Source organism: Paraburkholderia sp. SSBN10T (genome assembly GCF_056619545.1).
The window spans coordinates 207,629-229,732 of the sequence record NZ_JBWQQI010000004.1; the positions used below are offsets into that span (position 1 = coordinate 207,629).

The 22,104-nt window shown below is 57.1% G+C and carries 18 protein-coding genes; 10 read left to right on the plus strand and 8 right to left on the minus strand.

Going from position 1 to position 22,104, the window contains the following annotated elements; all coding sequences use genetic code 11:
- Positions 1–223 precede the first annotated feature (223 nt).
- Positions 224–1,054 (plus strand): EAL domain-containing protein, encoded by an 831-nt coding sequence (locus tag AC1ECK_RS08065; protein ID WP_480317730.1) that lies wholly within the window; start codon positions 224–226, stop codon positions 1,052–1,054.
- Between the two features lie 492 nt (positions 1,055–1,546).
- Here the strand turns inward: AC1ECK_RS08065 and AC1ECK_RS08070 are convergent, their stop codons facing one another.
- Positions 1,547–1,981: a transposase gene (locus AC1ECK_RS08070; protein WP_480317732.1), complete on the minus strand. Its 435-nt coding sequence runs from the start codon at positions 1,979–1,981 to the stop codon at positions 1,547–1,549.
- Positions 1,982–2,949: 968 nt separating this feature from the next.
- Between AC1ECK_RS08070 and AC1ECK_RS08075 the strand changes: the two genes are divergently transcribed.
- The gene (locus tag AC1ECK_RS08075; RefSeq protein ID WP_480317734.1) at positions 2,950–3,981 is read left to right on the plus strand and encodes a hypothetical protein; all 1,032 of its coding nucleotides are present in this window, start codon (positions 2,950–2,952) and stop codon (positions 3,979–3,981) included.
- Positions 3,982–4,163: 182 nt separating this feature from the next.
- Positions 4,164–4,913: a DUF2968 domain-containing protein gene (locus AC1ECK_RS08080; RefSeq protein WP_480317736.1), complete on the plus strand. Its 750-nt coding sequence runs from the start codon at positions 4,164–4,166 to the stop codon at positions 4,911–4,913.
- Between the two features lie 105 nt (positions 4,914–5,018).
- On the opposite strand, the gene AC1ECK_RS08085 is transcribed toward AC1ECK_RS08080, so the two are convergent.
- From AC1ECK_RS08085 to AC1ECK_RS08095, 3 genes are all read right to left on the minus strand, one after another.
- Complete coding sequence (locus AC1ECK_RS08085) at positions 5,019–6,419, minus strand: TIGR00366 family protein (protein ID WP_480317738.1); 1,401 nt, start codon at positions 6,417–6,419, stop codon at positions 5,019–5,021.
- 514 nt (positions 6,420–6,933) lie between these two features.
- Complete coding sequence (locus AC1ECK_RS08090) at positions 6,934–7,608, minus strand: thioredoxin fold domain-containing protein (RefSeq protein WP_480317740.1); 675 nt, start codon at positions 7,606–7,608, stop codon at positions 6,934–6,936.
- A 222-nt stretch (positions 7,609–7,830) separates the two neighbouring features.
- Positions 7,831–9,198, minus strand: coding sequence for an MFS transporter (locus tag AC1ECK_RS08095; RefSeq protein ID WP_480318125.1), 1,368 nt, complete (start codon positions 9,196–9,198; stop codon positions 7,831–7,833).
- Between the two features lie 590 nt (positions 9,199–9,788).
- Between AC1ECK_RS08095 and AC1ECK_RS08100 the strand changes: the two genes are divergently transcribed.
- Positions 9,789–10,928 carry a branched-chain amino acid ABC transporter substrate-binding protein gene (locus AC1ECK_RS08100; RefSeq protein WP_480317742.1) on the plus strand — a complete coding sequence of 380 codons (1,140 nt, stop codon included), beginning with the start codon at positions 9,789–9,791 and terminating at the stop codon, positions 10,926–10,928.
- A 63-nt stretch (positions 10,929–10,991) separates the two neighbouring features.
- Here the strand turns inward: AC1ECK_RS08100 and AC1ECK_RS08105 are convergent, their stop codons facing one another.
- Together AC1ECK_RS08105 and AC1ECK_RS08110 are read right to left on the minus strand one after the other, a co-directional pair.
- Entirely contained in the window at positions 10,992–12,251 is a 1,260-nt protein-coding gene (locus tag AC1ECK_RS08105; protein WP_480317744.1) for a DUF3443 domain-containing protein, read from the minus strand.
- 10 nt (positions 12,252–12,261) lie between these two features.
- A complete protein-coding gene (locus AC1ECK_RS08110) occupies positions 12,262–12,657 on the minus strand; it encodes a DUF2844 domain-containing protein (RefSeq protein WP_480317746.1) in 396 nt (131 codons plus the stop codon).
- Positions 12,658–13,415: 758 nt separating this feature from the next.
- Between AC1ECK_RS08110 and AC1ECK_RS08115 the strand changes: the two genes are divergently transcribed.
- The 3 genes from AC1ECK_RS08115 (at position 13,416) to AC1ECK_RS08125 (ending at position 15,172) form a co-directional block, all read left to right on the plus strand.
- Entirely contained in the window at positions 13,416–13,673 is a 258-nt protein-coding gene (locus AC1ECK_RS08115) for a hypothetical protein (RefSeq protein ID WP_480317748.1), read from the plus strand.
- Between the two features lie 309 nt (positions 13,674–13,982).
- On the plus strand, positions 13,983–14,372 hold the full coding sequence (locus tag AC1ECK_RS08120; protein ID WP_480317750.1) for a hypothetical protein: 390 nt from the start codon (positions 13,983–13,985) through the stop codon (positions 14,370–14,372).
- Positions 14,373–14,869: 497 nt separating this feature from the next.
- Positions 14,870–15,172, plus strand: coding sequence for a hypothetical protein (locus tag AC1ECK_RS08125; RefSeq protein ID WP_480317752.1), 303 nt, complete (start codon positions 14,870–14,872; stop codon positions 15,170–15,172).
- A 40-nt stretch (positions 15,173–15,212) separates the two neighbouring features.
- Here AC1ECK_RS08125 and AC1ECK_RS08130 read toward each other — a convergent pair whose 3' ends face one another.
- Complete coding sequence (locus tag AC1ECK_RS08130; protein ID WP_480317754.1) at positions 15,213–16,217, minus strand: helix-turn-helix domain-containing protein; 1,005 nt, start codon at positions 16,215–16,217, stop codon at positions 15,213–15,215.
- Positions 16,218–16,469: 252 nt separating this feature from the next.
- On the minus strand, positions 16,470–17,018 hold the full coding sequence (gene rfbC, locus AC1ECK_RS08135; RefSeq protein WP_480317756.1) for a dTDP-4-dehydrorhamnose 3,5-epimerase: 549 nt from the start codon (positions 17,016–17,018) through the stop codon (positions 16,470–16,472).
- Positions 17,019–17,979: 961 nt separating this feature from the next.
- Here rfbC and AC1ECK_RS08140 point away from each other — a divergent pair.
- From AC1ECK_RS08140 to AC1ECK_RS08150, 3 genes are all read left to right on the plus strand, one after another.
- The gene (locus AC1ECK_RS08140) at positions 17,980–18,993 is read left to right on the plus strand and encodes a GlxA family transcriptional regulator (protein ID WP_480317758.1); all 1,014 of its coding nucleotides are present in this window, start codon (positions 17,980–17,982) and stop codon (positions 18,991–18,993) included.
- Between the two features lie 87 nt (positions 18,994–19,080).
- Positions 19,081–20,613: a mannose-1-phosphate guanylyltransferase/mannose-6-phosphate isomerase gene (locus AC1ECK_RS08145; RefSeq protein ID WP_480317760.1), complete on the plus strand. Its 1,533-nt coding sequence runs from the start codon at positions 19,081–19,083 to the stop codon at positions 20,611–20,613.
- Positions 20,614–20,661: 48 nt separating this feature from the next.
- Complete coding sequence (locus AC1ECK_RS08150; protein ID WP_480317762.1) at positions 20,662–22,041, plus strand: undecaprenyl-phosphate glucose phosphotransferase; 1,380 nt, start codon at positions 20,662–20,664, stop codon at positions 22,039–22,041.
- Positions 22,042–22,104: the final 63 nt, after the last annotated feature.

Genomic DNA, 22,104 nt, shown 5'->3' on the forward strand with positions numbered 1-22,104 from the left:
GCGAGGCGTATCTGCTTGTCTGCAACGGTAAGACCGGAACTCGAATTTTTTCGATAGCGCCTAACATGATGGGCACGCTAACCTTAATGGTGAGGTCGAGCTTTAAATAAACTGACACGACCAGTGCAGGATCGGTACTCTGACGGCGGACTTCCCCCCATACTCACAGATTGCGGTGGCGTGGGCCGTTGCCGCGATAGGGTGTCTCGGGAAAGGAGAGAAAATGCTAGGTGTGTGGCAGGGTGCTCGCGGCCAGGTGGGTGAAGGTGTACTGGCCCGTAACCGCAGAAAGAGTGAGCTTCGGCGTGCTATTGACCGGCAGCAGCTCTTTCTTCTTTATCAGCCTATCGTCTCTCTTTCCAGTGGAAGTGCCGTCGGCGCAGAACTGCTCGTGCGCTGGCAACATCCCGAAGACGGGGTTGTAATGCCCGACAAATTCATCCCTTTCGCAGAGCGCAATGACCTCATGGGACCGATTGGCGACCTGGTGATTGAGGAGGCCTGCCGTCAACTCGGCATCTGGCAGAAAGCAGGATGGCAGGTGCTCCCTTTGAGCGTTAATGTCTCTGCCGCGCAGCTCATCTTTGGAGATTTTTCGTACAAGGTGGCGAAGTGTCTTGAGATGTACAAGATCGATCCCGGCCTGCTTACACTGGAGATAACCGAGACTCTCCCTATATGCGAAATCGATGAGATCGCAATGCAACTGGGAGAATTGCGTGCTCACGGCCTGCGTGTTGTGCTTGACGACTTTGGCACTGGTTATTCTTCCCTTTCACACCTTGTGCGTTTTCCGGTGACAGGACTCAAGATCGATCGAGAAATTACCCGGGAACTGCCAGGGAGTGCGTCGGCAGCGGCGTTGGTTCAGCATTTGATTGAAATGACGGCGGAATTGGAGTTGTCTATTGCTGTCGAGGGTGTAGAGCGTGATGCGCAGGTAGACTGGCTGCGCCGATTTGCCGGTGTTTCCGCTCAAGGGGATCTATTTTCTGCTCCGATGCCGCTGGATGCCTTTGAAGGCGAAGCACTTGCAGAGATAAACAGATGCTGATGCTGCAATGAGTCGGTGACGATTGCGCTCCGAAGGGGTATCGTACGCGCATGGTATTTGCTAATCGTGCGCTCCTTGTCCGTTCTGGCGCCTCGCGCACTATTGTCGATGCTTGACCTCTGAGCGGACCAGTCCCTCTATCTGCTCTTCGACAGTTCATCGACACCGGAGAGACACTTCCGACTTCATGCCATAACCTTCCATTCAATCCTGGCTGTTATGACCAGGCTAACGTTCCAGACTGACAAGCTGCTCGTGACCATCGTCGGACTGAGAACATGACCCTGACGGGACTGACGTGGGTCGCGTATTCTGCGCGATGGTTTGCTGCTTCGTTTCAAACTCATCCCTAACCCAAAAATGCGAGCGGTGATAGTACGTTGGAGCGCATGACATATGCTCCTGGTAGGGGCGCGCTCGGAATTTCCCATGCTCCTCATTTGCGTCTCGGAGACGAACATTGTCGGTAATTCGATTGCGCAGTTGCAGTCTTTAGTCTTGAGGGACATTCAAAGGTCGTTTCGATCTTGAAACATCCGGCGGGGTGGTAAAGGTTGAGCGCATTTGTGCCTCGGCGAGCCGATGGAGGCGCTCGCCGTCAGAGCCATAGAGACGACGCAGCACTTGAAGGAGTAGCCCTGATTTATACCACTTCATCCAGGACCGGTGACAGGTCTGGTAGACCGGGTAACATTGAGGCAACCGGTGCCAGGGGCAGTTGCGAGAGATTTTCCACAACACTCCGTTAAGGACTGCTCGAGGATCGCAGGCCGGTCGACCGCGTCGCTCCTCGCGAGCGTTGAAAATTAAGAACAGTTCCGTTACCTGAGACCATTGCCGATCTGTTAGATCTCCCGCATGACACTCAGGCGCAATGCAATATGACGGGTCCGATGGACGTTCAATATCCATTTTGATAATTTCCATAATTTTTCATATTTACAATAAACAATCACTCGCAACATCGGAGTAAAAACTCTTCGAAAAATACGGCAGATTCCGAATTTCTGTATTCTTGGAGTGCACGCCGCGCTCTTCTTTCGATGAGCTATACCAAGAGATGGCTAGTGTTTTGAATGCCCGGGGTTGATTGCGATGTCGAAGTTGGCAGTGCCTGCCTGGAGCCTTGTCAAGTGCTTCTACGGAACGATTCGCTAGAGAAACTGGTCAATGAGCCTCAGGATCGGAAATATGTGATGCGAAGTAATAATGAATCATAGGAGTCCTTCTTCCGATGCACCACGCGATGCCGGGGTGTGTTAACGACGGCGAGGGCAGACCGAAAATGTCATGCCAACTGGACAAATGGTCTATGTCACCTCGGCCAGTGGAAGGTGGCTGCTCGCGATGAAACGTTTGGGGCGATCTACGCCGCTAACCGTTTGGCACTGCGCCTTGTCACCTTGCTTGAACCGCAAGCTGCATAGAAAAAGAGTTTTAATCTCCTCGTTCGTGCAAGGGTGCAGGTAGCCCTCATGGTCGATACGTGCTAATAGACTCGTATCCTTCGATGGTTGTTGGAATAGAAAAAATTAGAAAAGCGCTGATCCAAGAGGGCCTTGTGTGGACGCGCACGCATGGAGAGGTGTGATGCCTGACACTCTTCTCTAACATGCGGCACTTGTTCTCAAGGTGCAGGATATTGCGCTGGCGGTCAGAACGACCAGTCTGAGTTGCGGGTTTGGTTTCCTTCTCATCAGAAATATCTAAGTTTTGAGATGGGCTCCCGCAGTGGTGCCCCGTATGATTGGGTTTGAAATTGGGGATTGATATCGCGATAAATTTGCCCTTAGGAGGGCTGCCTCACAGCGTCGATCCACTCGTCCGGGGCATGTGCCGTGCGCTTGGCTAGCCGAAAGATTTAATGCAGCCCATTTATGTCCCGTCATGGAGCCATGACGATCTATCCACTAACGAATGTCGGGAGGGTAATGAGAATGTCCGAAGGTTTTGTCGGGATAGAAGGGACTTTGGGGCTGCCTGCTATTTCCGCGCTGTCTTTCCTCAACCATCGTGGCTGGTTGCTGCGTCCGAATGGATACGCGGGTGGCACTGCACACAGGGAGCGTCGACCGAATGACTTTGTAGCGATGGCGCGCCATGTGCGTGTTCCGTTTTGGATGAGCCATTGGCAACCCAAATACATTCCCAAGATCCCAGAACTGGTCTCGCTGAAGCATCAGGTGGTGGTGGCTTTCGAAGGAAGCGGGCCAGGTGCGTACGAAGTGTCACGGCCGCCACGGGACCGATTCCGTGTCAAGGCACTTGGCGGTGTCGTTGGACTTGGCTCGTTGGTGGTGCTCGCATGGGCTACGGCGCACTATGGGTTTCACAACGAAGAGGCGACCCCCCGCTTGACCATGCAGCATCATGTTGCCGACAACGTGCCAAGCCGAAACGACGGGGAGGTGGCTAGCCCGCCGCAAGGCGCTCATGGGTTGTTCGCAACCCCTCCGGTCGTCGCTTCTGCATCGCACGCGATTACTGCTGACACGCAGGAGCGTGTCGCCGATCGCGGAAATGAGCCGCATGGTTCCGACGCAAATGTACGCGTGGCGAAGAAGCCGGTACTGCAGGCGGCTCAGCCGCCCCGTGAGTCGTACCGCCTGGAAAAGAGCCGGCGTCCGTTAGTGTCTCAGCGTGGTCTGGATAGCTCGCGTCATACGGGCCGATCTGCTTCGGATCGTAAGGGGCACCATCAGTCAACAACGACAGGGCGAGCTGAGGAGCGGCGGGCGCCGCGGTTCGACACACGCAGCGATGCCTGGAAGAAAAACCAGCGAGCGGGTGATGCCCCAAGCGCGGCCTTGCAGGCCATGCCTATCGGCGCAACCAGCGCACCTCGGGCGGAGTCGGGGGCTACGGGGTGGATGGAACATATCAATCAACGCAGACTGACTGAAACACCGCAGGAATTTTTGAAGTGAGGGCAGATGCGAGAGGGGATCAACGAATGCAGTTACAACGCTATTTGTCAACGGCTCGCATGATTGCTGTTCGTTTCTGCCTTGCTTGGACAGACGGTCTCACTCGTCGTTGGGGCAATACCAGTGATAGGTTTTCGGTTGTTTCATCAATCAAGTGTGGTGAAGAGTCAGGAGAGGGAAAGATGGCTTCGTCAAAGACCTTGCGAATGCGAATTCTCGTGCCGTTCGCATTGGTTTGTGCGTCGGCAAGTCCGCAACTCGTTCGGGCGGACAGTGGCCTGGCAGCTCGTTCCGATGAGATACCGAGTAGTCTGAGCTGGGAGATGCCGCTTAGTTCGACCGAGGCCACAATCAACGTACGGGGCGAATTGCAGCGGCCCGCGCAGCAGGTTTCCGGAAACATTGGTGAGCTGACCTCGCTATTGCGCGAGTCGAGACTCAAAGAACTTCGAACGACCTATAACGGGAGCTACGGCGCCAGCGTCCTGTTTCTTCCTGAGGACGCCGTTTACTACGTGGCTCTTTTCCAGCAGAAGCACTTCTGGAGAGTAGTGAAGACCACTGATCGTGCAGTAGCTGATCGGAAATTTGCGAGCTTTGTTAGCGAGACGGTCCGTTTATCGGAAGCCGAAATATCGTCCGAGGAATTGGCTGCCCGGAACGCGCTGCTTATTTCAGCGATTGAGCAATCTCGGCAACGCATGCAGAGTTTGCAGGCAGATCTCTCGAACGCTCGAGCACAACAATCGATCGTCTCGACGCGCCAGAACGCTGAGCTGGATCGGGTCCGCCGTCTGGCAGCACAGGTCAGTTCAGGTCAGGAGCGACTCGACGGCCTTCGTCAAACCGTACAAACACTTGAGATGCAGGCCGAGCACGACTCGCCTGCCTACTCACAATCGAAGAACGGCATCGAAATCACCAGCCAGTAATTCACTGTCGCTTACCGGTTAATTTGGATTCAGGGGCTCAAGTCAGCGCCGCTCATTGGATCCGTCTCGGACTTCTTCCAACGCAATGGCCGGCGCTGTGATTCATCAGGGGATGAGCCACAATGCCACCGCATAAATCACAAGCGACACGGCGAAGGTGACCGCCGTATACCCCATCACACGCTGAATCCTGATTCCCGCAATTGCGACAATAGGCACCGCCCAGAACGGCTGCAGCATATTCGACACGTTTTCGGCCATGGCCACACCCATCGCGGTACGTGGCACCGATGCGTGCAGGCTGAGCGCTGCAGGCAGCACGAATGGCCCTTGCACGGCCCAGTGGCCGCCGGCGCTAGGCACGAGCAGTGTGATGATCAGCGAGCTCAGATAGCTCCAGATCGGAAGCGTGGCGGGCGTTGCGATCGTCACGAACGCTTTTGCGATCATCGAAGCCAATCCGGTTCCTTTCATGATTCCCATGATGCCGCCATAGACCGGATATTGCAGCAGCATCGACCCGGTTTGACGCGCAGCACGGCGGATCGCATCCGCATAGGCGATCGGCGTGCGCTGCAGCGCCAGACCGATAAGCAGGAAGATCAGGATCGTGTTGTTGATGTCCAGGTCGAATCCTTTGGCGCGCCATGTCATCGCGAGATAACCAATGCCGAGCGCAAGCAGAAGCAGCGTGCCGAGCATCGATTGTTCAAGACGGGTCGCGAACGATGCGGAAGTATTGCTACGTGCGTGCGGATCGGAGCTGGCCGCGTCGTCGGCATCAGCGGCGTTGTCAGCGGCCGCGCGGAACGCAACCACGTTCTGGGGCTTCGGATGCATCTTGATGAAGATTGCGGTCATCACGACCACCACCAGTACTGTCGGGATAAAAACGAAGGGGGCGAAAATGGTCTGGCTCAGCGGCACGACCTGACCGGTCGCCTTCTCGACGAGATTGAGCGCATTGCCGTGCGATGCCTGTGACAGCGCAATCGAACTGGAAAGCCCGCTGTTACAGATAGACCATGCCGAATAGCTGCCGGCCACGAGCCACGCGAAATCGACATTCACCCGGCGGGCGATTTCCCGCGATAGCAGCGCGCCCACAATCAGGCCGAGTCCCCAGTTGAGCCACGCTGCGATCGCGACAACTGGAAACACCAGTAGCGCGGCGCGGGCCGGTGTTTGTGCGTTCGCCGCCAGCGCACGCAGTCCGCGCTGGACAATAGGCGCTTCGGCGATTGCGTAGCCGGTCGCGAGGATCAGGATCATCTGCAGCGCGAAGCCGAGAATGCCGAATGTGCCGGTGTACCAGACGTCGAGCAGCGTCGGCACGTTCCCGAGCGGCGCGATCAGGAGCGCCAGCACAGCCACCAGGAACGTAAGGAAAATGGATAGGACAAACGGATCCGGCATGACCCGCTCGAACACGTAAACAAGGCCCGCCACGATTCCGCGTTGGGCGGCAGGCTGGCCGGCGATAGTAGGGCTTGTGTCTCGCTTCATGTTTCTTGCTCTATATGGTGCCCGGTCGTTTGCCGGGCGGTACGAACCGGATCGATACGCTGTACGCTCATGCAATGGGGCATTGCGCCACTCTCGCCACGCGTAGAGGTAATGCGGGTCCTGTTTGATGTTCGAAATGCGAACTCCGTTTCGATAAACGAACAGATGATTATTCGCTTTATTCGTATTGGATGTCAAGGCGACATCGCACCTCGTCATTGGGGGACGATCGGAGCAGGCAGATGCAATTGTTGCCAAATCGTCGGGTCGACCTGGCAACACTAATGGTGTTGTTGGCGTGGCGAGGACGAGTCGCCCTGCGACGGGCTTACCGTCCGTGGTTGCGCATCAAGTTCGAAACGCTTGTCGAACCCCTCAGCCAGATGGGTTCCAATTGGCAAAGCCGAGGTAGGGGCAGGAAATGGCGCGTTGCGGGCGTGAAGGCTGCGCAGGGAGGAATAGATCAGGAAGTCCGCCCTGTCATACGATCAGGGCAGCGTCTTCCGGATGATATTTAGCGGAACCGTTGCAAGGACGGATCGGTAATCGGCTGCTCCGGCAGATTCAACATCGTCGGCAATGAGCTCAAATGCGGCAAGCCGCTGACATCTGCCCACCGGCCGCCGGTCGTCATATAAATGATCGTCGGGGTGCCATCGAAGCCGAGGTTTTGAAACGTCTTTATATTGCCATTCAGCTTTGCTTGTGTCGTGGACGGCACCTTTCCCAACGGTGCGATGCCGCCGGATTCATCCTTCTCCGAGAATTTCGTCTCGAGTTCACGCATCAATGCCGGACCATCCTGTGACTGGAGCAAGGCAGCGGCCTTGCCCGGCGAATCCGGTTTCAGGAAGCCCATTGGGATCCAGTGCACCTGCAACCCGGCAGCCTCGTACGGTTGGAGCGCTTTCCAGGCGTAATGACAGAAGATGCAGTTCGGATCCATAAAGACGTAGATCGTCGATTTGACATTTTTGCCTGAAGCACCTTCGACGATCGCCGGCGCGTTTTCGAATGCCGCGGCGGCTGACGCAGGCAAGTAAGTTGGCGCCGGCTGCTCCGCCGCCGTAGCAAAACCAGACAACACAACCGTGGTTGCAGCCATGACAAGTCTTACAGGTTTCAACATGAAGTGCTCCGATTCAAGAAAAGACGAACTATGCAACTGCGTATGTTCGTCGATTTTCAACGATATCGGAGTGTACGTCGAACCACCTCAACTCGCCGGCCACGGTTAGACCGATAAGCGGAGGTGTCAAAGCGTTGCTTGTCCCAGCACGGTATGCCCATAAGGGCGCGGGAGCGGCGACCTTGTTCCGGCCTGAGATACCAGGAATGGGTGTGATGAACCTGCCACGGCCTGACCCACTTACCTCGCGGTATTGAGGCAAGCCGCGGCAAGCATGATTGATCATGCGGCTGGGGCGTGTCCGCTATCCGGCACCGCTTGTGCCTCGTCGTATTCCCGCGAGATGTCCTTGTTCGTGTAGTCACCCAGTCGCGACGCGGCGATCAGGCTGAGCACCGCACACGCCAGAACATAGACCGCGATTGCATAGCCCGAATGGTAGTAAGCGAACAGCGCGGTCGCAATCAGCGGCGCCGGGCCGCCGGCAATGACCGAGGCCAACTGGTAGCCCATCGACGCACCGCTGTAACGCAGCCGTCCCGTGAAGGACTCGGCGATCAGGGCGGCCTGGGGACCATACAACATCGAATGCGGTACCAGCGAGAGCACGATGGCCGCGAAGATCCATATCGGATCCTTTGTGTCGATCATTGCAAAGTAGAGGAAGCCGAATGCGCCTACGACGGCCGCACCGATCATATACATCCGCCGCCGCCCAATCAGATCGGACACGTGGCCAAAGATCGGGATGGTGAAGAATTCCAGCACTGAAGCCACCAGTACCGCGGTCAGCAGCAGGTTGCGCGACACGCCCAGTGTCGTGACGCCATAGGTGAAGACGAAAGCCGTGAAAATATAGAAAGGTGCCTGTTCGGCCATGCGTGCAAAGGCCGAGAGAAGGATGTCTTTCGGCTGACGGCGCAGCACCTCGAGCATCGGCGTCTTCTCGATCTTGCGCTCAGCCAGCAGCCGCGCGAAGATCGGCGTTTCGAGAATATTCAAGCGGATGTAGAGGCCGATCGCGACCAGTACGATACTGAGGACGAAAGGCACTCGCCAGCCCCACGTGAGGAAACTGCTGCCGGAGATCTGACTCATGGCCAGCACTGCCAGATTGGCCAGGAACAATCCCGCCGGTACCCCGAACTGCGGCCAGGAAGCGACGAAACCGCGATGGGCGTTGGTGCGCGTCCATTCCATCGACATCAGGACCGAGCCTCCCCATTCACCGCCGACGCCCACACCCTGAATAAAGCGCAGCACGGTGAGCGCGACGGCGCCCCAGATGCCGATCGCCGCATAGGTAGGAACAAAGGCCACGGCAAACGTGGCGAGTCCCATCAGCAACAGCGTCACGATCAACGTGGCCTTGCGTCCGATGCGATCTCCGTAGTGACCGAAAATGGCCGCGCCAACCGGCCTCGCTATGAAGCCGACGGCGTAGATCAGAAAAGCCTGGAGTGTACCGACGAGTGGGTCCGATCCCGGGAAATACAGTTTTGCGAAAACCAGGCCGGTGACAATGCTGTAGAGGAAGAAGTCATACCATTCGATCGTGGTACCAATCGTGCTGGCGATGACGGCGCGGCGCAACTGGCGCCGGGCGTCCTGGTCGGAGAGGGGCATCACCCCCGATTGCGTGGCAGCCATTTGAGATCCCCCAGAAATAAGGGCGATATCCTGATATAGACCGTTTGTGCAATGAGAGGTTCCGGTGGTGGCAAGGCACGGCCGGCGGGAAGGCGTGACGATGATTCGCGTGCCTGAGAAGACGGTGATCCTGATGGTGGCGGAGGCAGGGATCATTCCGACCGACGATACGTGGCCTGGTGTTACTCGTACGTCTTGTGCAAATGGTTAACGGATTTCATAGCGTAGCTAGTCGGGGAAACGCTAGTTCAGACTCGGATCTCCTTTGGGCGCGGGCTTGACCGCGATTATGCAATTAATGCATGGCTCATGCCCATTTTGCATTGGAGTTTTGATCGTGCTCCCAAGATTATCTCGGCTCTCGAACATTGGCTAATTCGAGCGTTTCCAGATCGACAAGTACAAAAAGTCCGATTTATACAGGAGCGGGCCGGCGGCTTTACCGATCGCTGCCGCATTCTGGAAACCTGGGGGCCGGCAGATCAACTACGACGACACTCAGTTTCAGATCACGGCGCCTACGGAGATGACAGGTGCTGTGAATCGTGCGGTTTTTTCAAAGAGCGTTAAACAAGCAAGGAGAAGCAGTAATGAATGTGTGCATGACAAAGAAGTCCGCGCTCGCGGCATTGGCGATGTTCGCTGTTTGCGGTGTCGCGTCTGCGGACACGGTCGTCAAGATCGGTCATGTTTCGCCCTTGACCGGCGGTTCCGCTCAACAGGGCAAGGACAACGAGAACGGCGCGCAGCTTGCAGTCGAGGAAATCAATGCGAAGGGCCTGACGATCGGTGGTCAGAAGGTCACGCTGCAACTCGACGCACAGGACGACGCAGGCGACCCGCGTACGGCCACCCAGGTCGCACAGAAGCTGGTCGACGACAAGGTCGTCGCGGTGGTGGGCCACGAAACTTCGGGCACCTCGATTCCGGCCTCGAAGATCTATAGCGACGCGGGCATCGTGCAGATTTCGCCTTCGGCAACCAATCCGGTGTACACGCAACAAGGCTTCAAGACGACCTTCCGCGTCGTGGCGACCGACGCGCAGCAAGGCCCGGCGCTCGCGAACTATGCAGCGCAGACCCTGAAGGTGAAGAGCGTCGCGATTGTCGACGACTCGACAGCCTATGGTCAGGGCCTCGCGAACGAGTTCGAGAAAACCGCCAAGGCGCTGGGTCTTACCGTGGTGTCGCATGATGCGACGAACGACAAGGCGATCGACTTCCGCGCGATTCTGACCAAGATCAAGGGCGAGAATCCTGACGCGATCATGTACGGCGGCATGGACGCCACCGGCGGCCCGTTCGCGAAGCAGGCGAAGCAGCTTGGCCTGCGCGCGAAGATACTGGCCGGCGACGGCGTGTGCACCAGCAGTCTTGCTAACCTTGGCGGCGCCGGCACCGATAACATCGTGTGCTCGGAGGCTGGCATGGCACTCGAGAAGATGGCAAGTGGCGCGGCGTTCGAGGCGAAGTACGAGAAGCGCTTCGGCCAGCATATCCAGTTGTATGCGCCGTTCACGTACGACTCGGTGTACATCATCGTCGACGCGATGAAGCGCGCCAACTCGACCGATGCCGCGAAGATCGTCGCAGCGATGCCGACGACCGACTACAACGGCGTGATTGGTGAAACGACGTTCGACGCGAAGGGTGACCTGAAGCACGGCGTGATCACGCTGTACACCTACCAGGGTGGCAAGAAGACCTTGCTCGACGTCGTCAAGATGTAACTCGTCGCAGCAACCGGGCCGGGCACGCCGCGTCTGCGCATGCCGGGCCCGAGGTCAATCAGGTCAGTAAGCGATATACGGACCCATCCCTCCAGGCGTCGACTGCTCTTCTACGGCCACGTAGACGTTGCGGCCGTAGAAGAACGGCAAGCCCCAGTCGAAGATTGTTGATGCAACGTATGCGGGACCAGCGAGCAGCGGCATCACCGAATCGCCGCTATAGGTCTGCTTGAGGATCGTGGCGTCGCCTACCTCGAACGATACCGCGCTGGTGACTCCGTTCACACCTTCGATTACCGCGCTCAACTGTTCGGTCGAACTCGGGCAATAGTATGCGTTGTTCGGGCTCGCGCAGGTCGGTAGGACGCTGGTTTGAAAGAAGAGTCCAGTCGAGCCGCTGTCCATGACGCTGCTCGTGTAGGTCACACTATCTTGTACCGTCGTAAACGTGCCATTAGACGGACTTACACCGATCACCTGCGCATTGCCCAGGCTATTGTTGCCCTGCGTGCCGATGCCGAACACCAGTTGCCCGCTGAGTGAAGCCGCGCCGCTCGAAGCGACGGATGGCAACATCAGGATCGAACCATTGTTGTCGGTCGTGAAGTAGGGGATCGGATTGGCAACCTGCCGATCTTCGGCGAGCGCGATCGATGTGCAACCGGTCCCGGCGCAGGCATAGTAGGTTGCCGGCAGCGCGTGCTGCACGCAGCTCGGGCCGCAGTCGTGCTTGAACACGCCAATTCCGAGTACGCCGTTGGCCGCCAATGCAGCAGGGGTGTTACGCGCTGCGCCAACATTGCTGCAGTTCGACGGCGTCACGCCGTAACTCGGATCGATCACCTGAATCGGCAACTGCGTCGCTTTTTCACCGGCAATCTGCACATCGGCAAGCCGCACTGAGCCCCACGTATAACCATCGAAGAACTGCATGCACTCAGCCAGCAGATTGCCCGATGCGTCCTTTTCCTGCGGTAAGGCCAGCGATGATGGCAGTTGCGATGCAAACACACGCAGCCCCCAGGAGCCGGTATCGACCAGCACATGATCGATGGTCTGGCACTGAGCAGTACCTGGTACACAGACCGTGACGCTGACGAACGGCATGTTTTGCACGCCGATTACGCCGAAATCGACGGCAACCGCTGCGGCGTTAGATGCCAATACTGTGGACGTGGGGGGCGTCTCGGTGACCGACGCGGCAGGCGCCGATGTGCTGGACGAACCACCGCCTCCACCATTCCCTCCGCCGCCACACGCGGTCACGAGCAGAGCAACGAGGATTCCGAGCAGGACCGAGATGAACGAACGCTCGTAGCGCATGATTGCTCCGCTATTGGATAACGCCGATATCGACGCCGGCGGGCACCGCCAGAGGTAGATAAGCGTGGCCAGCGAATGCGCGCAAATGGCCGCTCGATAAAATCACCAGATCGTTTCCTGACACCACGAGCGGCGTTGCACGGCGCGTCTCGTTCGCGGATACGTATCGATCGAAGGCCGTACCGAGAATGGTCCTCAGATCGGGCAGCGTCGGTCCTTCCCACGCAACGCCGAACACTGTGCCGCCGGGCGCAGCGTACTCGCGCACCACCGTGCCGGACGGGAGCGTGATCACGTGCAGGGTGTACCCCATTCGCGTGCCGACGATATGTGTAATGCCATGCATGAACGCCGAATCGCTGGCGACGGTGCCAACGTCCTGACCCAATGTGGCTTGCGCTGACATTGACAGCGCGTAGCTCGCCACAAACATTGTGCAAGCAATGCCGGTATGACGAATCGGTTTCAAGAGCTTTCCCCGGTTTAACTTATTAAATATGTACTGCGAATTATTTTTTTGATGATTTGAAGTGTTTATTTATGGCAACCCGACACTTCCTTGCAGACGCACGATTCCCCAGCCACGCGTGCGACGTCTCGGATCTGCTGTCCCGGCGTGCTCAGACCTTCAGATCGGACGCTGCGAATTTGCGCTTGACGGTCATATCGCAACGGCTGTGCCAGGCAAGCGCAAACGCTTGCTGAGCGGAGGGCTTACCTACGCCACGCCTCTCGATGAGTGCCGGGTCGGTCACCGATGTTTCGAACCCGTTACGCGGTAGCGATCTGATTCAGTTGAAGGCGATGATTGCGCGATGGTGTGGGCGAGTGCGCATCTCCGTGGCCCGTCCAGTGCATAAGGCTCGCGCGGCGGGCTGCCACATTTTTCGGAGCACTCAGGCTGTATTCAACAGGAAGTGAAGCGCCGTACAACCTGTCGCATGCATGAGACGGGAAGCCGGGCGCGGATCGAAGGAAGGGGCGTGTTGCTTGATCTGACGAGACCAGGAAGCACGGTCTCTTTTAAGGAAATGAGACGAAATTATACCGGCGGATAAGGCCCACACGTTGTCCTACCCAATATGCGGCATCGCAGCATACGCTGTACACGATCTGCTTGAATCTCGCTCGCTTATTTGAGCGGACCACACAACGAGGGGCTACATGGATACCGTTCTTTCGATTCTTTCAGAATTTTGCTTCGTATGGGTTCTTGTCTACCTGGCTTTCAGTTTTCAATCTGCTGTATGGGCGGGGACACGACATAGCAGCGGATTTGTCATTCTTGAGCTTCAGCCGCACCGTGCGCGCGGTAGCAAAGAGGTTGCGAGGGCACGTTTGCTGAAACGGATGGCTGTTTCGGCAGCTTTAGCACTGCCTCTAGGTATCGCGTTAAGCATCACGCGTCTGGCTATATCGTAAGGATGATGCGGAATGGAACTGTAACCTGGTCCGCCGAAGTGGCTTCACCGCACCGCCATGAATATTGAGGCTAAAAAATTCAAAAAGCATATTGAAAGATTTGATGATAGGCGAAATCGGACAATTTTACTTATCAATCAGACTGCGGAACCGCTTGGGCGGTAATATTTAACAATTGCCTTCTGCGCTTTCGCGTAGACTCAGAGCGTTAAAACGTACCCGTGCGTTCTGCATGGCATGGCAAGGGAGGTTGGTGCGCTTACGTCCAAACTTATCCCATCGCTGTGCACGGAATGCGCACCTGAACACATGCAAATCGCAATACTGGAACCCGATCTCAGAGTACTTGATCGCGCATTAGAAATGTTGTCATCTGCTGGGCACCTTTGCTTTGGAACACTAACCGACAAGTCATTGCAGGAAGTGCTCGAGCAGGTGTCCCTCGACCTGATCGTCCTTGACTGGTCGGCGCCGGATGCGGCCCGATACGATACCCTGCATTACCTCGCGAAATACAGCCCCTTTACTCCAATCGTCCTGTGCATAACGTCGAGTACCTCGAATGACGCCATCGTCTCGGGGCTGAATGGCGGCGCAAACATCTGTATCGAGAAGCCACTGAATTGCGGTGAGTCGCTTATGCATATTCATGCTCTGGGCAGTTATAGCGGTTCGTACGCCACATCCGTTGCAAACTGAATTGCACAGCAAGCTCCTGCGAGCAAGCTGCAGTAGATCTCGTTTGGACGGCGCCACGATTCGTTGCGCATCAACGCGGTTGTCGTGCCTGTCAAAGCGCTCAGTCTCAACATCCCACAAAAGGTGAATGGGATGTGCTCGAGACAGCGTACTTTCGCCAAGGCTTCGCTGTATCCGCCAACATGGTGGTGGATTCGGCCATTCAATCTTCGACCGGCAAACGGCTATGTAGTATGCAGCGGTCGATTGCCCAGTTCAGCGCCCATCAAAGCTTTCTCTTTGCGCTCATCGCCGAACGTTGGTCATCGAAATAAAAATTCAGATCAATGTCAACGGCAGCGTTGGAAATACGGAATCTGGAGGTTGACGAGGTAGCGGAATCGAGATTCATCCTTTGAGGCTCGTTCCGAAACCTATGGTGTCGACTTGCCGTTCGGCTGCGTAGCCGTGGGCGACCACTCCGTTTTCTGCTGTCAACATAGTGGACGCGAAGAAAGATGGATGAATTTGTTCCTACATATCTGATTCGTGAGCAGTCAGCGGTAGGTGCGCTCGTGATATTTGGAGTACTGCGTGTGATTGGCGCAGCTATAGCATTGTCGAAGGGCTGGCGCATCGCGACCGTGGAGAAATGCTTCATTGCTGTAGCGGTGTTGTACTGTCTTCCGCAACTGTGCGATTTACTAATGCAATCGTACCGAGTCCGTGTTGCGGTTGCGGAGTTTGAGGGAAAGGCTGTTGGATGCGCCATCGCACTATTCTGTGCGCCAATTCTTAGTCATCGGCTCGGCTTCGAATAGCCGGCGCCCCTTGAATGGCGATGTTGCGCCCAGCCGGTCGCTATGCCGGCACGGGCGACCTGCGCTTGATTGCGCGATAGGCAGTCGGAGTCGTCCCGAGATATCTGCGAAAAATTTTTGAAAGTCGCCCGCCGCTGCCGATGCCGCATCGTCGCGCCACTTTGTCTACCGGCAGGGCAGTTTCAGCGAGCAAGCGACAGCACATGTCAAGCCGGACGAACAAGAGATAGTCGGAAGGCGTGACGCCTATTTCTACCTTGAAGCGTCGCAAGAAGTTGCGTGAGCTCATTGCGGCAACCTTCGCTGCTTCATCGATCGTGATGGGGCGATTACCGTTCATCGCGAGCCAACGCGCTGAAGCCTGGATCTTTTCGCTGACGTTCGCTGACGCGTTCTTGCGAAGGATTGCGGTGAACTGCGTTTCCAACGGAGGTTCGATACCGCTGGCGATATGGTGAGCGATCGCGACGCCAAGGTCGCTCTCGACTATTCTTAGCGCGGCCTGTAGCGGATTGATATGGCCGGGAAACTGCACCGTCCCGAAGTCGTTGCTCAACACCTGCGGGGCCGGTTCGCCGCGACGCGGCGCGTCCGTGATGGGCCCCAATCCGGCCGCATCGAACAACAGGCGCCCTTCGGCGATCGGAAATATCAGTTCTGTGTAAGAGGAAGTGCGTCGCAGCCAACTGACCAAGGCTTCATCTCGTAGCGCCGCCTTTGCACCTGTGCCGCCTGCAATGAACAGCGCGTGCAAGTTGTCCGTGCCATACCGCGCGTCGATCCGCTCAGTCCAGACCAAGGCTGATGAGGAACTTGAGATTCTGCCGCCGATGATTGACATGAGGCAGACGTGGTACCGCACGGTGCCGCCCCCGGAGGTCTCGCCAAGCGCGTTTGCTGAATGGAAGATTTCCGCGACAGCAGCCGCTTCGGGCAAGGCGAAACCGTTAAACAGGACAATACCAACGCATTTAACCGTACGATCAGTCGGTAAGCCCTGAGATTGAAGACCGGGCGTGCAATAGCGATCCGGAAAAGCTGCCATCCAGGCATCCCCCGAAGACAAGTGGTCTCCTCCGGCCTAAACGCCGGCTCTATTTAGCAGGCCATCGTACACACGGCTCTCCAGTAACGTGGAGATGTGACCGATTAGGCTAATACGTTGGCGGGCGCGGATGAATCTTGCAGTGCCTCGTTCGCATGGTGCATCTGCATGAAGAATGCTTTCTTTGATCGAGATAGTGCGTAGCACTTAGCGGTCCCGCCATACGGCGATAGTCACCCGTTACGAGCGATATCAGTAGACCTCGGCCACACTGAAAGGCACGCCGCTCGTATTCCCCGTGGCGGGAATCGGCGGGCTATCGAGGTTCCATGCGATGTTGACGTCCGGGTCGTCCCACCGCAACGTGCGTTCCTGCTCGGGAATGCGTTGCTCAGTAGCCTTGCACAAAACCTCGGCGATTTCCGATAACACCAGGAAGCCATGCGCGAAGCCGGGCGGGATCCACAACTGGTGACAGTTCGCCGCCGATAGCCGGACACTAACCCAGCGGCCAAAGGTAGGTGACCAACGCCGCAGGTCTACGGCTACGTCGAGCACCTCGCCCGATACGACCCGGACCAGTTTGCCCTGAGGACGCTGGATCTGGTAGTGCAAGCCGAAAAGCACGTTGCGGGCCGAAACAGTGTGGGACTCCTGACAGAAGAGGTAGCTGCGAGCCACCTTCTCGTCGAACTCGCTTTGGTCGAAGCTATCGAAGAATGCGCCACGCGCATCGCTGTGGATGTATGGTTCGATCAGCTTGACGTCGCGAATTGGTGTGTGATGAACCTTGATGGTCATGGACGGCGATCGGGATGGAGGCTGAGAAGTGGGGTGATGAGTTGTAGCGCACCGCTTCAATGCTACAAGTCGGGTTCACGTCAATTCCGCCAAATCAGTGGAGTAGAACGCCATCTTTCTTCTATCGCTTAATTCGAGTGGTTTCGTGCACTGCCGCAATTTTTCTAAATCTTGTGACGCCGTTGGCGGACCAGGGCTAGCAGTCGCGTTCTCACCGGTCGCACGCTCCGGATGCAAGGTGGGTATGCCGATACGATAATAGCCACTCGAGCGATGCACAGTCATCTTTTACGGATGATGTCGTATAAGATGTTCCGGAACGGATATCCACAGCGATCCTTACCCAAATTTTATTTCACTTTTCTTGCGATAACTAAAAATATGGAACGAGGATGAGAAATCGTCCTGGAGGTCGTTTCGTTAGTCAAAGTCGCAAGGTGGCGCCGGTGCATTGGCCGCGTAACCAGACAAAGTTACATGGTGTACGAGCGAACGTGAAGGGACTACACCGCTAAGCCCGATGGCCACACTGGCTCTAGCTGGAGCTCCGCTGCAGGAGGGGCGGGACTGTCTGCCAACGACCTATGCCAAAACCCGCCCGACTCTGCCGGCTCGTCAAATGTGCTTATATTGCTTCGCGAGTCGGAAATAGAGGTAGCAATGATGAGGGGTGCGCATCAACAAATGGATTTTTGGTGAATTTTCAAAAATGAATTTTGTTCGATCAGGAAAATTGTAAATCCTGTTTTCGGCGTTTATGCGTAAACGATGTTTTCCGCCGTACGAGAATACGCGACGTGTTCCGTCACGTGTGATGCTGTAGGCTAATCCGCCAACATGTTGGCGGTTTCCGTCAGTCACGCTCCGCCATTTGGCGGGCTATGTATGATGCACTGCAACTGGCAAGAATCCTCGTTGCGAATGAGACACCGCCAAACCAATAACGTCTGAGAGGAGCTTTATGGCGTATGCAGGTCTCGACAATCCGGATAACGGAGCGGTGTCCGCCACAGGAAAAAAGCGAAGACGCTCGGTTCGAGACGTTGGCGTTGTTCTTTTCGAAGGATTCTCGCTGCTGACAGCCGGAGTGATTCCGGAGGTATTCCAGGTGGCCAACGAGATATGTGCTGCGCGATCGAGCGGTGATGCGCTTTATGACGTTCGCTTTTACTCGGCTGAAGGAGGGCGTGTGGCGTGTTCATCGTCGATCAGTGTCTGGACGTATGCCTGCGACGCGCGAAACGCCAATGGTTTTGACGCGTTGTTCATTGTGGGGGGAGAGGGCGCGCAGAACGCGGCTCGCGATGAGCGCGTAGTCGGTTGGTTGCGCGAGGTCCTGCCGCTTAGCGAGGTGGTGAAGCCGATAGGCGAAGGATGGATGCTGCTGGCCGCAGCGGGTGTCGAGCGGTCGCGAGCGGCCTACGGCCTGGACGGTTCACCGCCGCAATTCGCGGGAACTGTGGGGGGCGGGACGGGCGATGCCGCCGATCGCTACGAGCCAGCCAGGACGGCCCTCACGATGGTCAAGCGCGATCTTGGTATCGACGTTGCGCGGGAGACGGCCGGGCGTCTCTCGTTGAGTGGTTCGGCGATCCTTGCGTCGTTTTTGTCGGATTCGAACCCGGCAACACGGGTCGAGAAGGTGCGGGCGTCGGCGCGCTGGCTAAAGGAGAATTGTGGACGGCAGATCTCCGTGAGTGACGCAGTACGGGTTGCCGCGATGAGCGAACGGAATTTCTTGCGTTGCTTCAAGCAGGAAATTGGTGTGACACCGTCTGAGTTCCTGCTACGGACGCGTTTGGAGATGACGTCCCGGCTACTCGCAGAGACTGATTCTCCGATTGACAAGATTGCGAAGCGCTGCGGTTGGATCAATGGCGATCGCCTTGCGAAGATTTTCCGTAAGCGGATGGGTCTCACGCCTTCGGAATACCGCATGCGCAATCGCAGTTCGGAGTTTGACAATCCACCGTAGTCCAGGAGAACCCTGAGTCACTGAATTCCACGAAGTTACGGCGTTATCCGATAGCGTTGCCGATTCTTAATGGTAGGAGTGCTTATCATGCCAGCATTGACAGACGAATTGAACCATATCAGCGGCGGCAATGAGGCCGGACCTGGCGAAGAGAGCAGCGACGGCGAGTCTCGGGTGTCGGTACGCCTCGCGCCGGTTGTTTTGGCTGGTGGTTCAGGTTCGCGGTTATGGCCGATGTCGCGCGAACAATATCCCAAGCAACTGATTGGGATACTCGGTCCCGAATCGCTGCTACAGGACACTGTTGTGCGGATGAGGGGGTTTCCTGTCGAGTCGGACCTTGCTGGTGCGCCGATTATCGTATGCGGAGACGAACACCGGTTCGTGACCGCGGAGCAACTGCGCGCTAGTGGCATCGATGCGCGCATCGTGGTCGAGCCTATGCGGCGTGACACGGCGCCTGCTCTCACGCTCGCCGCCAGGGTTGCGTGCGAGGACGGCGAGGACGCGATCGTTGTCGCGATGCCCGCAGATCATTCGATTGCCGATGTGAACGCATTTCAAGGGGCGATCGCGCTCGCCGTCGGGCACGCAGAGGACGGTGCAATCGTCACGCTTGGTGTGCCGCCGACGCGCCCCGATACCGGATTTGGCTATATCAAGCTCGGATCGGCAATTGGTGCTGGAGCTCATCGAATTGAGCGGTTCGTCGAAAAGCCCGCTGCTGAACTTGCTGCTCAGTACCTCGCCTCCGAACAGTACTGGTGGAACAGCGGGATATTTGTCGTGCGCGCCAGCGTATGGCTTTCAACTATCAGAGCGCTACAACCCGCGATCCATGATGCATGCGCATTGGCGCACGCACAGGGGGCGGTTGACGGACCGTTTTTCCGGCCGCAGGCCGAGGCCTTCGGGCAGTCGCCGTCCGACTCGATCGATTACGCGGTCATGGAACGTCTTGGCTCAGACGAGAAGCTGCCGAGGGGGGTGGTCGTGCCGCTCGAGGCCGGTTGGTCCGATCTGGGCTCATGGGATGCAGTGTGGGATGCCCTGGAAAAGGATGCTGACGGCAATGTCGCGCAAGGCCGGGTGGTGTTCGAGGGGGCGACTTCGAGTTTCGCGCATTCCGAGGGCCGGCTGGTTGCTTGCGTGGGCGTCACCAACGTAGTGGTCGTCGAGACCGATGACGCGGTGCTGGTCGCGGACCGCTCGCGTGTGCAGGACGTCAAGGGTCTGGTCAACCGCATCAGGACCCAGCAGGCACCCGAGGCGAATGCGCACAGAAAAGTGCGGCGTCCGTGGGGTTACTACGACTCGATCGATCATGGAGACCGCTTTCAGGTCAAGCGGATCGTCGTTCACCCGGGCGGTCGCCTGTCGCTGCAATTGCATCACCACCGTGCGGAGCATTGGATTGTGGTTAGCGGCACGGCGCTGGTCACGCGTGGCGATGAGCAATTCATGCTTGGCGAAAACCAGTCCACATTCATTCCGCTAGGTGTCACGCATCGTCTTGAGAACCCGGGCAAGCTGCCGCTCGAGCTCATTGAAGTGCAGTCCGGGGCGTACCTCGGGGAAGACGACATCGTGCGCTTTGACGACAACTACGGTCGTACATGAAGCGTCGACAGGTGACGCAATCGAACCTTTTGGCTGAGGAGTTGCAAAATGCCTGGCATACAGGGGTTACTGGCACGACTAGTCGATGTGTTTCTCATAGTCGCTGGCGCTGCGTTGGCGTCGCACATTCGCTTTGAGGAGATGGCGCAAAGTCGGTTAGACGGTGCGTTCATTACGTTTTCTGCGGCGTTCGCGCTAGTGTCGTTTCCTGTATTCGGTTTGTACGAGTCGTGGCGAGGGCGTTCGATGCTGCGGCTCATAAGCCTGGTATCACTGGCCTGGATCGTGGTGCAAGCCTGCGGTCTGATGCTGATGTTTTCGCTGCATCGCACTGATTTTATCTCGCGCTTGTGGTTTGCATACTGGACGGCGATTGCGGGTGGGGCGTTGGTCGTGTCGCGGTTGTCGACGTATGGGGTGCTGCGTCGCGTGCGCCGCGCCGGAATGAATTTGCGCGACGTCGCAGTGGTGGGGTGCGGCGCGCATTGCCAGCATGTCGTGCGCAAGATGGAGGCGTCACCGGCGAGCGGCTTTCGTGCATCGGCGATGTTCGATGTGCACCCGGGGAAAAATGTTGCCGCGGCGGGCGTATCGATGATCGACGATTTCGACAAGTTCGCGGAGTACGTGCGAAGCAACGGCGTCCAGGAAATCTGGCTGGCTTTGCCACTCTCGGAAGGATCTACGATCCAGCGCTTCGTCAACGAATTTCGAAACGATCTCGTCAACATCCGTTTCATTCCGGATGTGCAAAGCGTAGCGCTGTTCGATGGCGCCATGATCGACCTGATCGGCGCCCCTGCAATCAACCTGATGGCGTCGCCGCTGCCGGCGCGTGCGCTAGTGCAAAAGGAAATATTCGATCGCATCTTTGCAGCCGCGGCGCTACTCGCGTTGGCGCCGTTGTTGGTGGTTATCGGCATTGCTGTAAAGCTCTCGTCGCGTGGGCCGGTGTTTTTCACGCAGTATCGGAAGGGAGCGGACGGTCGCGTTTTTAAGATCTATAAGTTCCGCACGATGCGACTTCATGTCGAAAGCGCAGGCGTGGTGACCCAGGCGACCAAGGGCGATCGCCGTATTACCCCCGTCGGCAGCCTTTTGCGGCGCACGAGTCTTGATGAACTGCCACAGTTTTTCAACGTACTGCGGGGCGAGATGTCCGTGGTTGGACCGAGGCCCCACGCGATCGAGCATGACGAGCTTTATCGGAAGATTGTCAACGGCTATATCCATCGGTATCGGATCAAACCAGGCATCACGGGATGGGCGCAGATAAACGGATTCCGCGGTGAAACCGATCGCGTCGAGAAGATGCAGAAGCGGGTCGAGCATGACCTTTACTACCTCCTCAATTGGTCGTTCGCGCTCGATATGCGGATTGTTGTGGCGACCGTGGCGAAGGGGTTGATTAGCAGCAACGCGTATTGATGTCTGAGCAAAGACGTACACGCAAAGTAAGTTGAGGAAGACTTGATGCGATTCTTGTGGAAG

Excerpts from the sequence above, each read along its gene's own strand:
- AC1ECK_RS08065 (WP_480317730.1), top strand. The coding sequence starts at position 224 with ATGCTAGGTGTGTGGCAGGGTGCTCGCGGCCAGGTGGGTGAAGGTGTA.
- AC1ECK_RS08070 (WP_480317732.1), bottom strand. The coding sequence starts at position 1,981 with ATGGAAATTATCAAAATGGATATTGAACGTCCATCGGACCCGTCATAT.
- AC1ECK_RS08075 (WP_480317734.1), top strand. The coding sequence starts at position 2,950 with ATGACGATCTATCCACTAACGAATGTCGGGAGGGTAATGAGAATGTCC.
- AC1ECK_RS08080 (WP_480317736.1), top strand. The coding sequence starts at position 4,164 with ATGGCTTCGTCAAAGACCTTGCGAATGCGAATTCTCGTGCCGTTCGCA.
- AC1ECK_RS08085 (WP_480317738.1), bottom strand. The coding sequence starts at position 6,419 with ATGAAGCGAGACACAAGCCCTACTATCGCCGGCCAGCCTGCCGCCCAA.
- AC1ECK_RS08095 (WP_480318125.1), bottom strand. The coding sequence starts at position 9,198 with ATGGCTGCCACGCAATCGGGGGTGATGCCCCTCTCCGACCAGGACGCC.
- AC1ECK_RS08100 (WP_480317742.1), top strand. The coding sequence starts at position 9,789 with ATGAATGTGTGCATGACAAAGAAGTCCGCGCTCGCGGCATTGGCGATG.
- AC1ECK_RS08105 (WP_480317744.1), bottom strand. The coding sequence starts at position 12,251 with ATGCGCTACGAGCGTTCGTTCATCTCGGTCCTGCTCGGAATCCTCGTT.
- AC1ECK_RS08110 (WP_480317746.1), bottom strand. The coding sequence starts at position 12,657 with ATGTCAGCGCAAGCCACATTGGGTCAGGACGTTGGCACCGTCGCCAGC.
- AC1ECK_RS08115 (WP_480317748.1), top strand. The coding sequence starts at position 13,416 with ATGGATACCGTTCTTTCGATTCTTTCAGAATTTTGCTTCGTATGGGTT.
- AC1ECK_RS08120 (WP_480317750.1), top strand. The coding sequence starts at position 13,983 with ATGCAAATCGCAATACTGGAACCCGATCTCAGAGTACTTGATCGCGCA.
- AC1ECK_RS08125 (WP_480317752.1), top strand. The coding sequence starts at position 14,870 with ATGGATGAATTTGTTCCTACATATCTGATTCGTGAGCAGTCAGCGGTA.
- AC1ECK_RS08130 (WP_480317754.1), bottom strand. The coding sequence starts at position 16,217 with ATGGCAGCTTTTCCGGATCGCTATTGCACGCCCGGTCTTCAATCTCAG.
- rfbC (WP_480317756.1), bottom strand. The coding sequence starts at position 17,018 with ATGACCATCAAGGTTCATCACACACCAATTCGCGACGTCAAGCTGATC.
- AC1ECK_RS08140 (WP_480317758.1), top strand. The coding sequence starts at position 17,980 with ATGGCGTATGCAGGTCTCGACAATCCGGATAACGGAGCGGTGTCCGCC.
- AC1ECK_RS08145 (WP_480317760.1), top strand. The coding sequence starts at position 19,081 with ATGCCAGCATTGACAGACGAATTGAACCATATCAGCGGCGGCAATGAG.
- AC1ECK_RS08150 (WP_480317762.1), top strand. The coding sequence starts at position 20,662 with ATGCCTGGCATACAGGGGTTACTGGCACGACTAGTCGATGTGTTTCTC.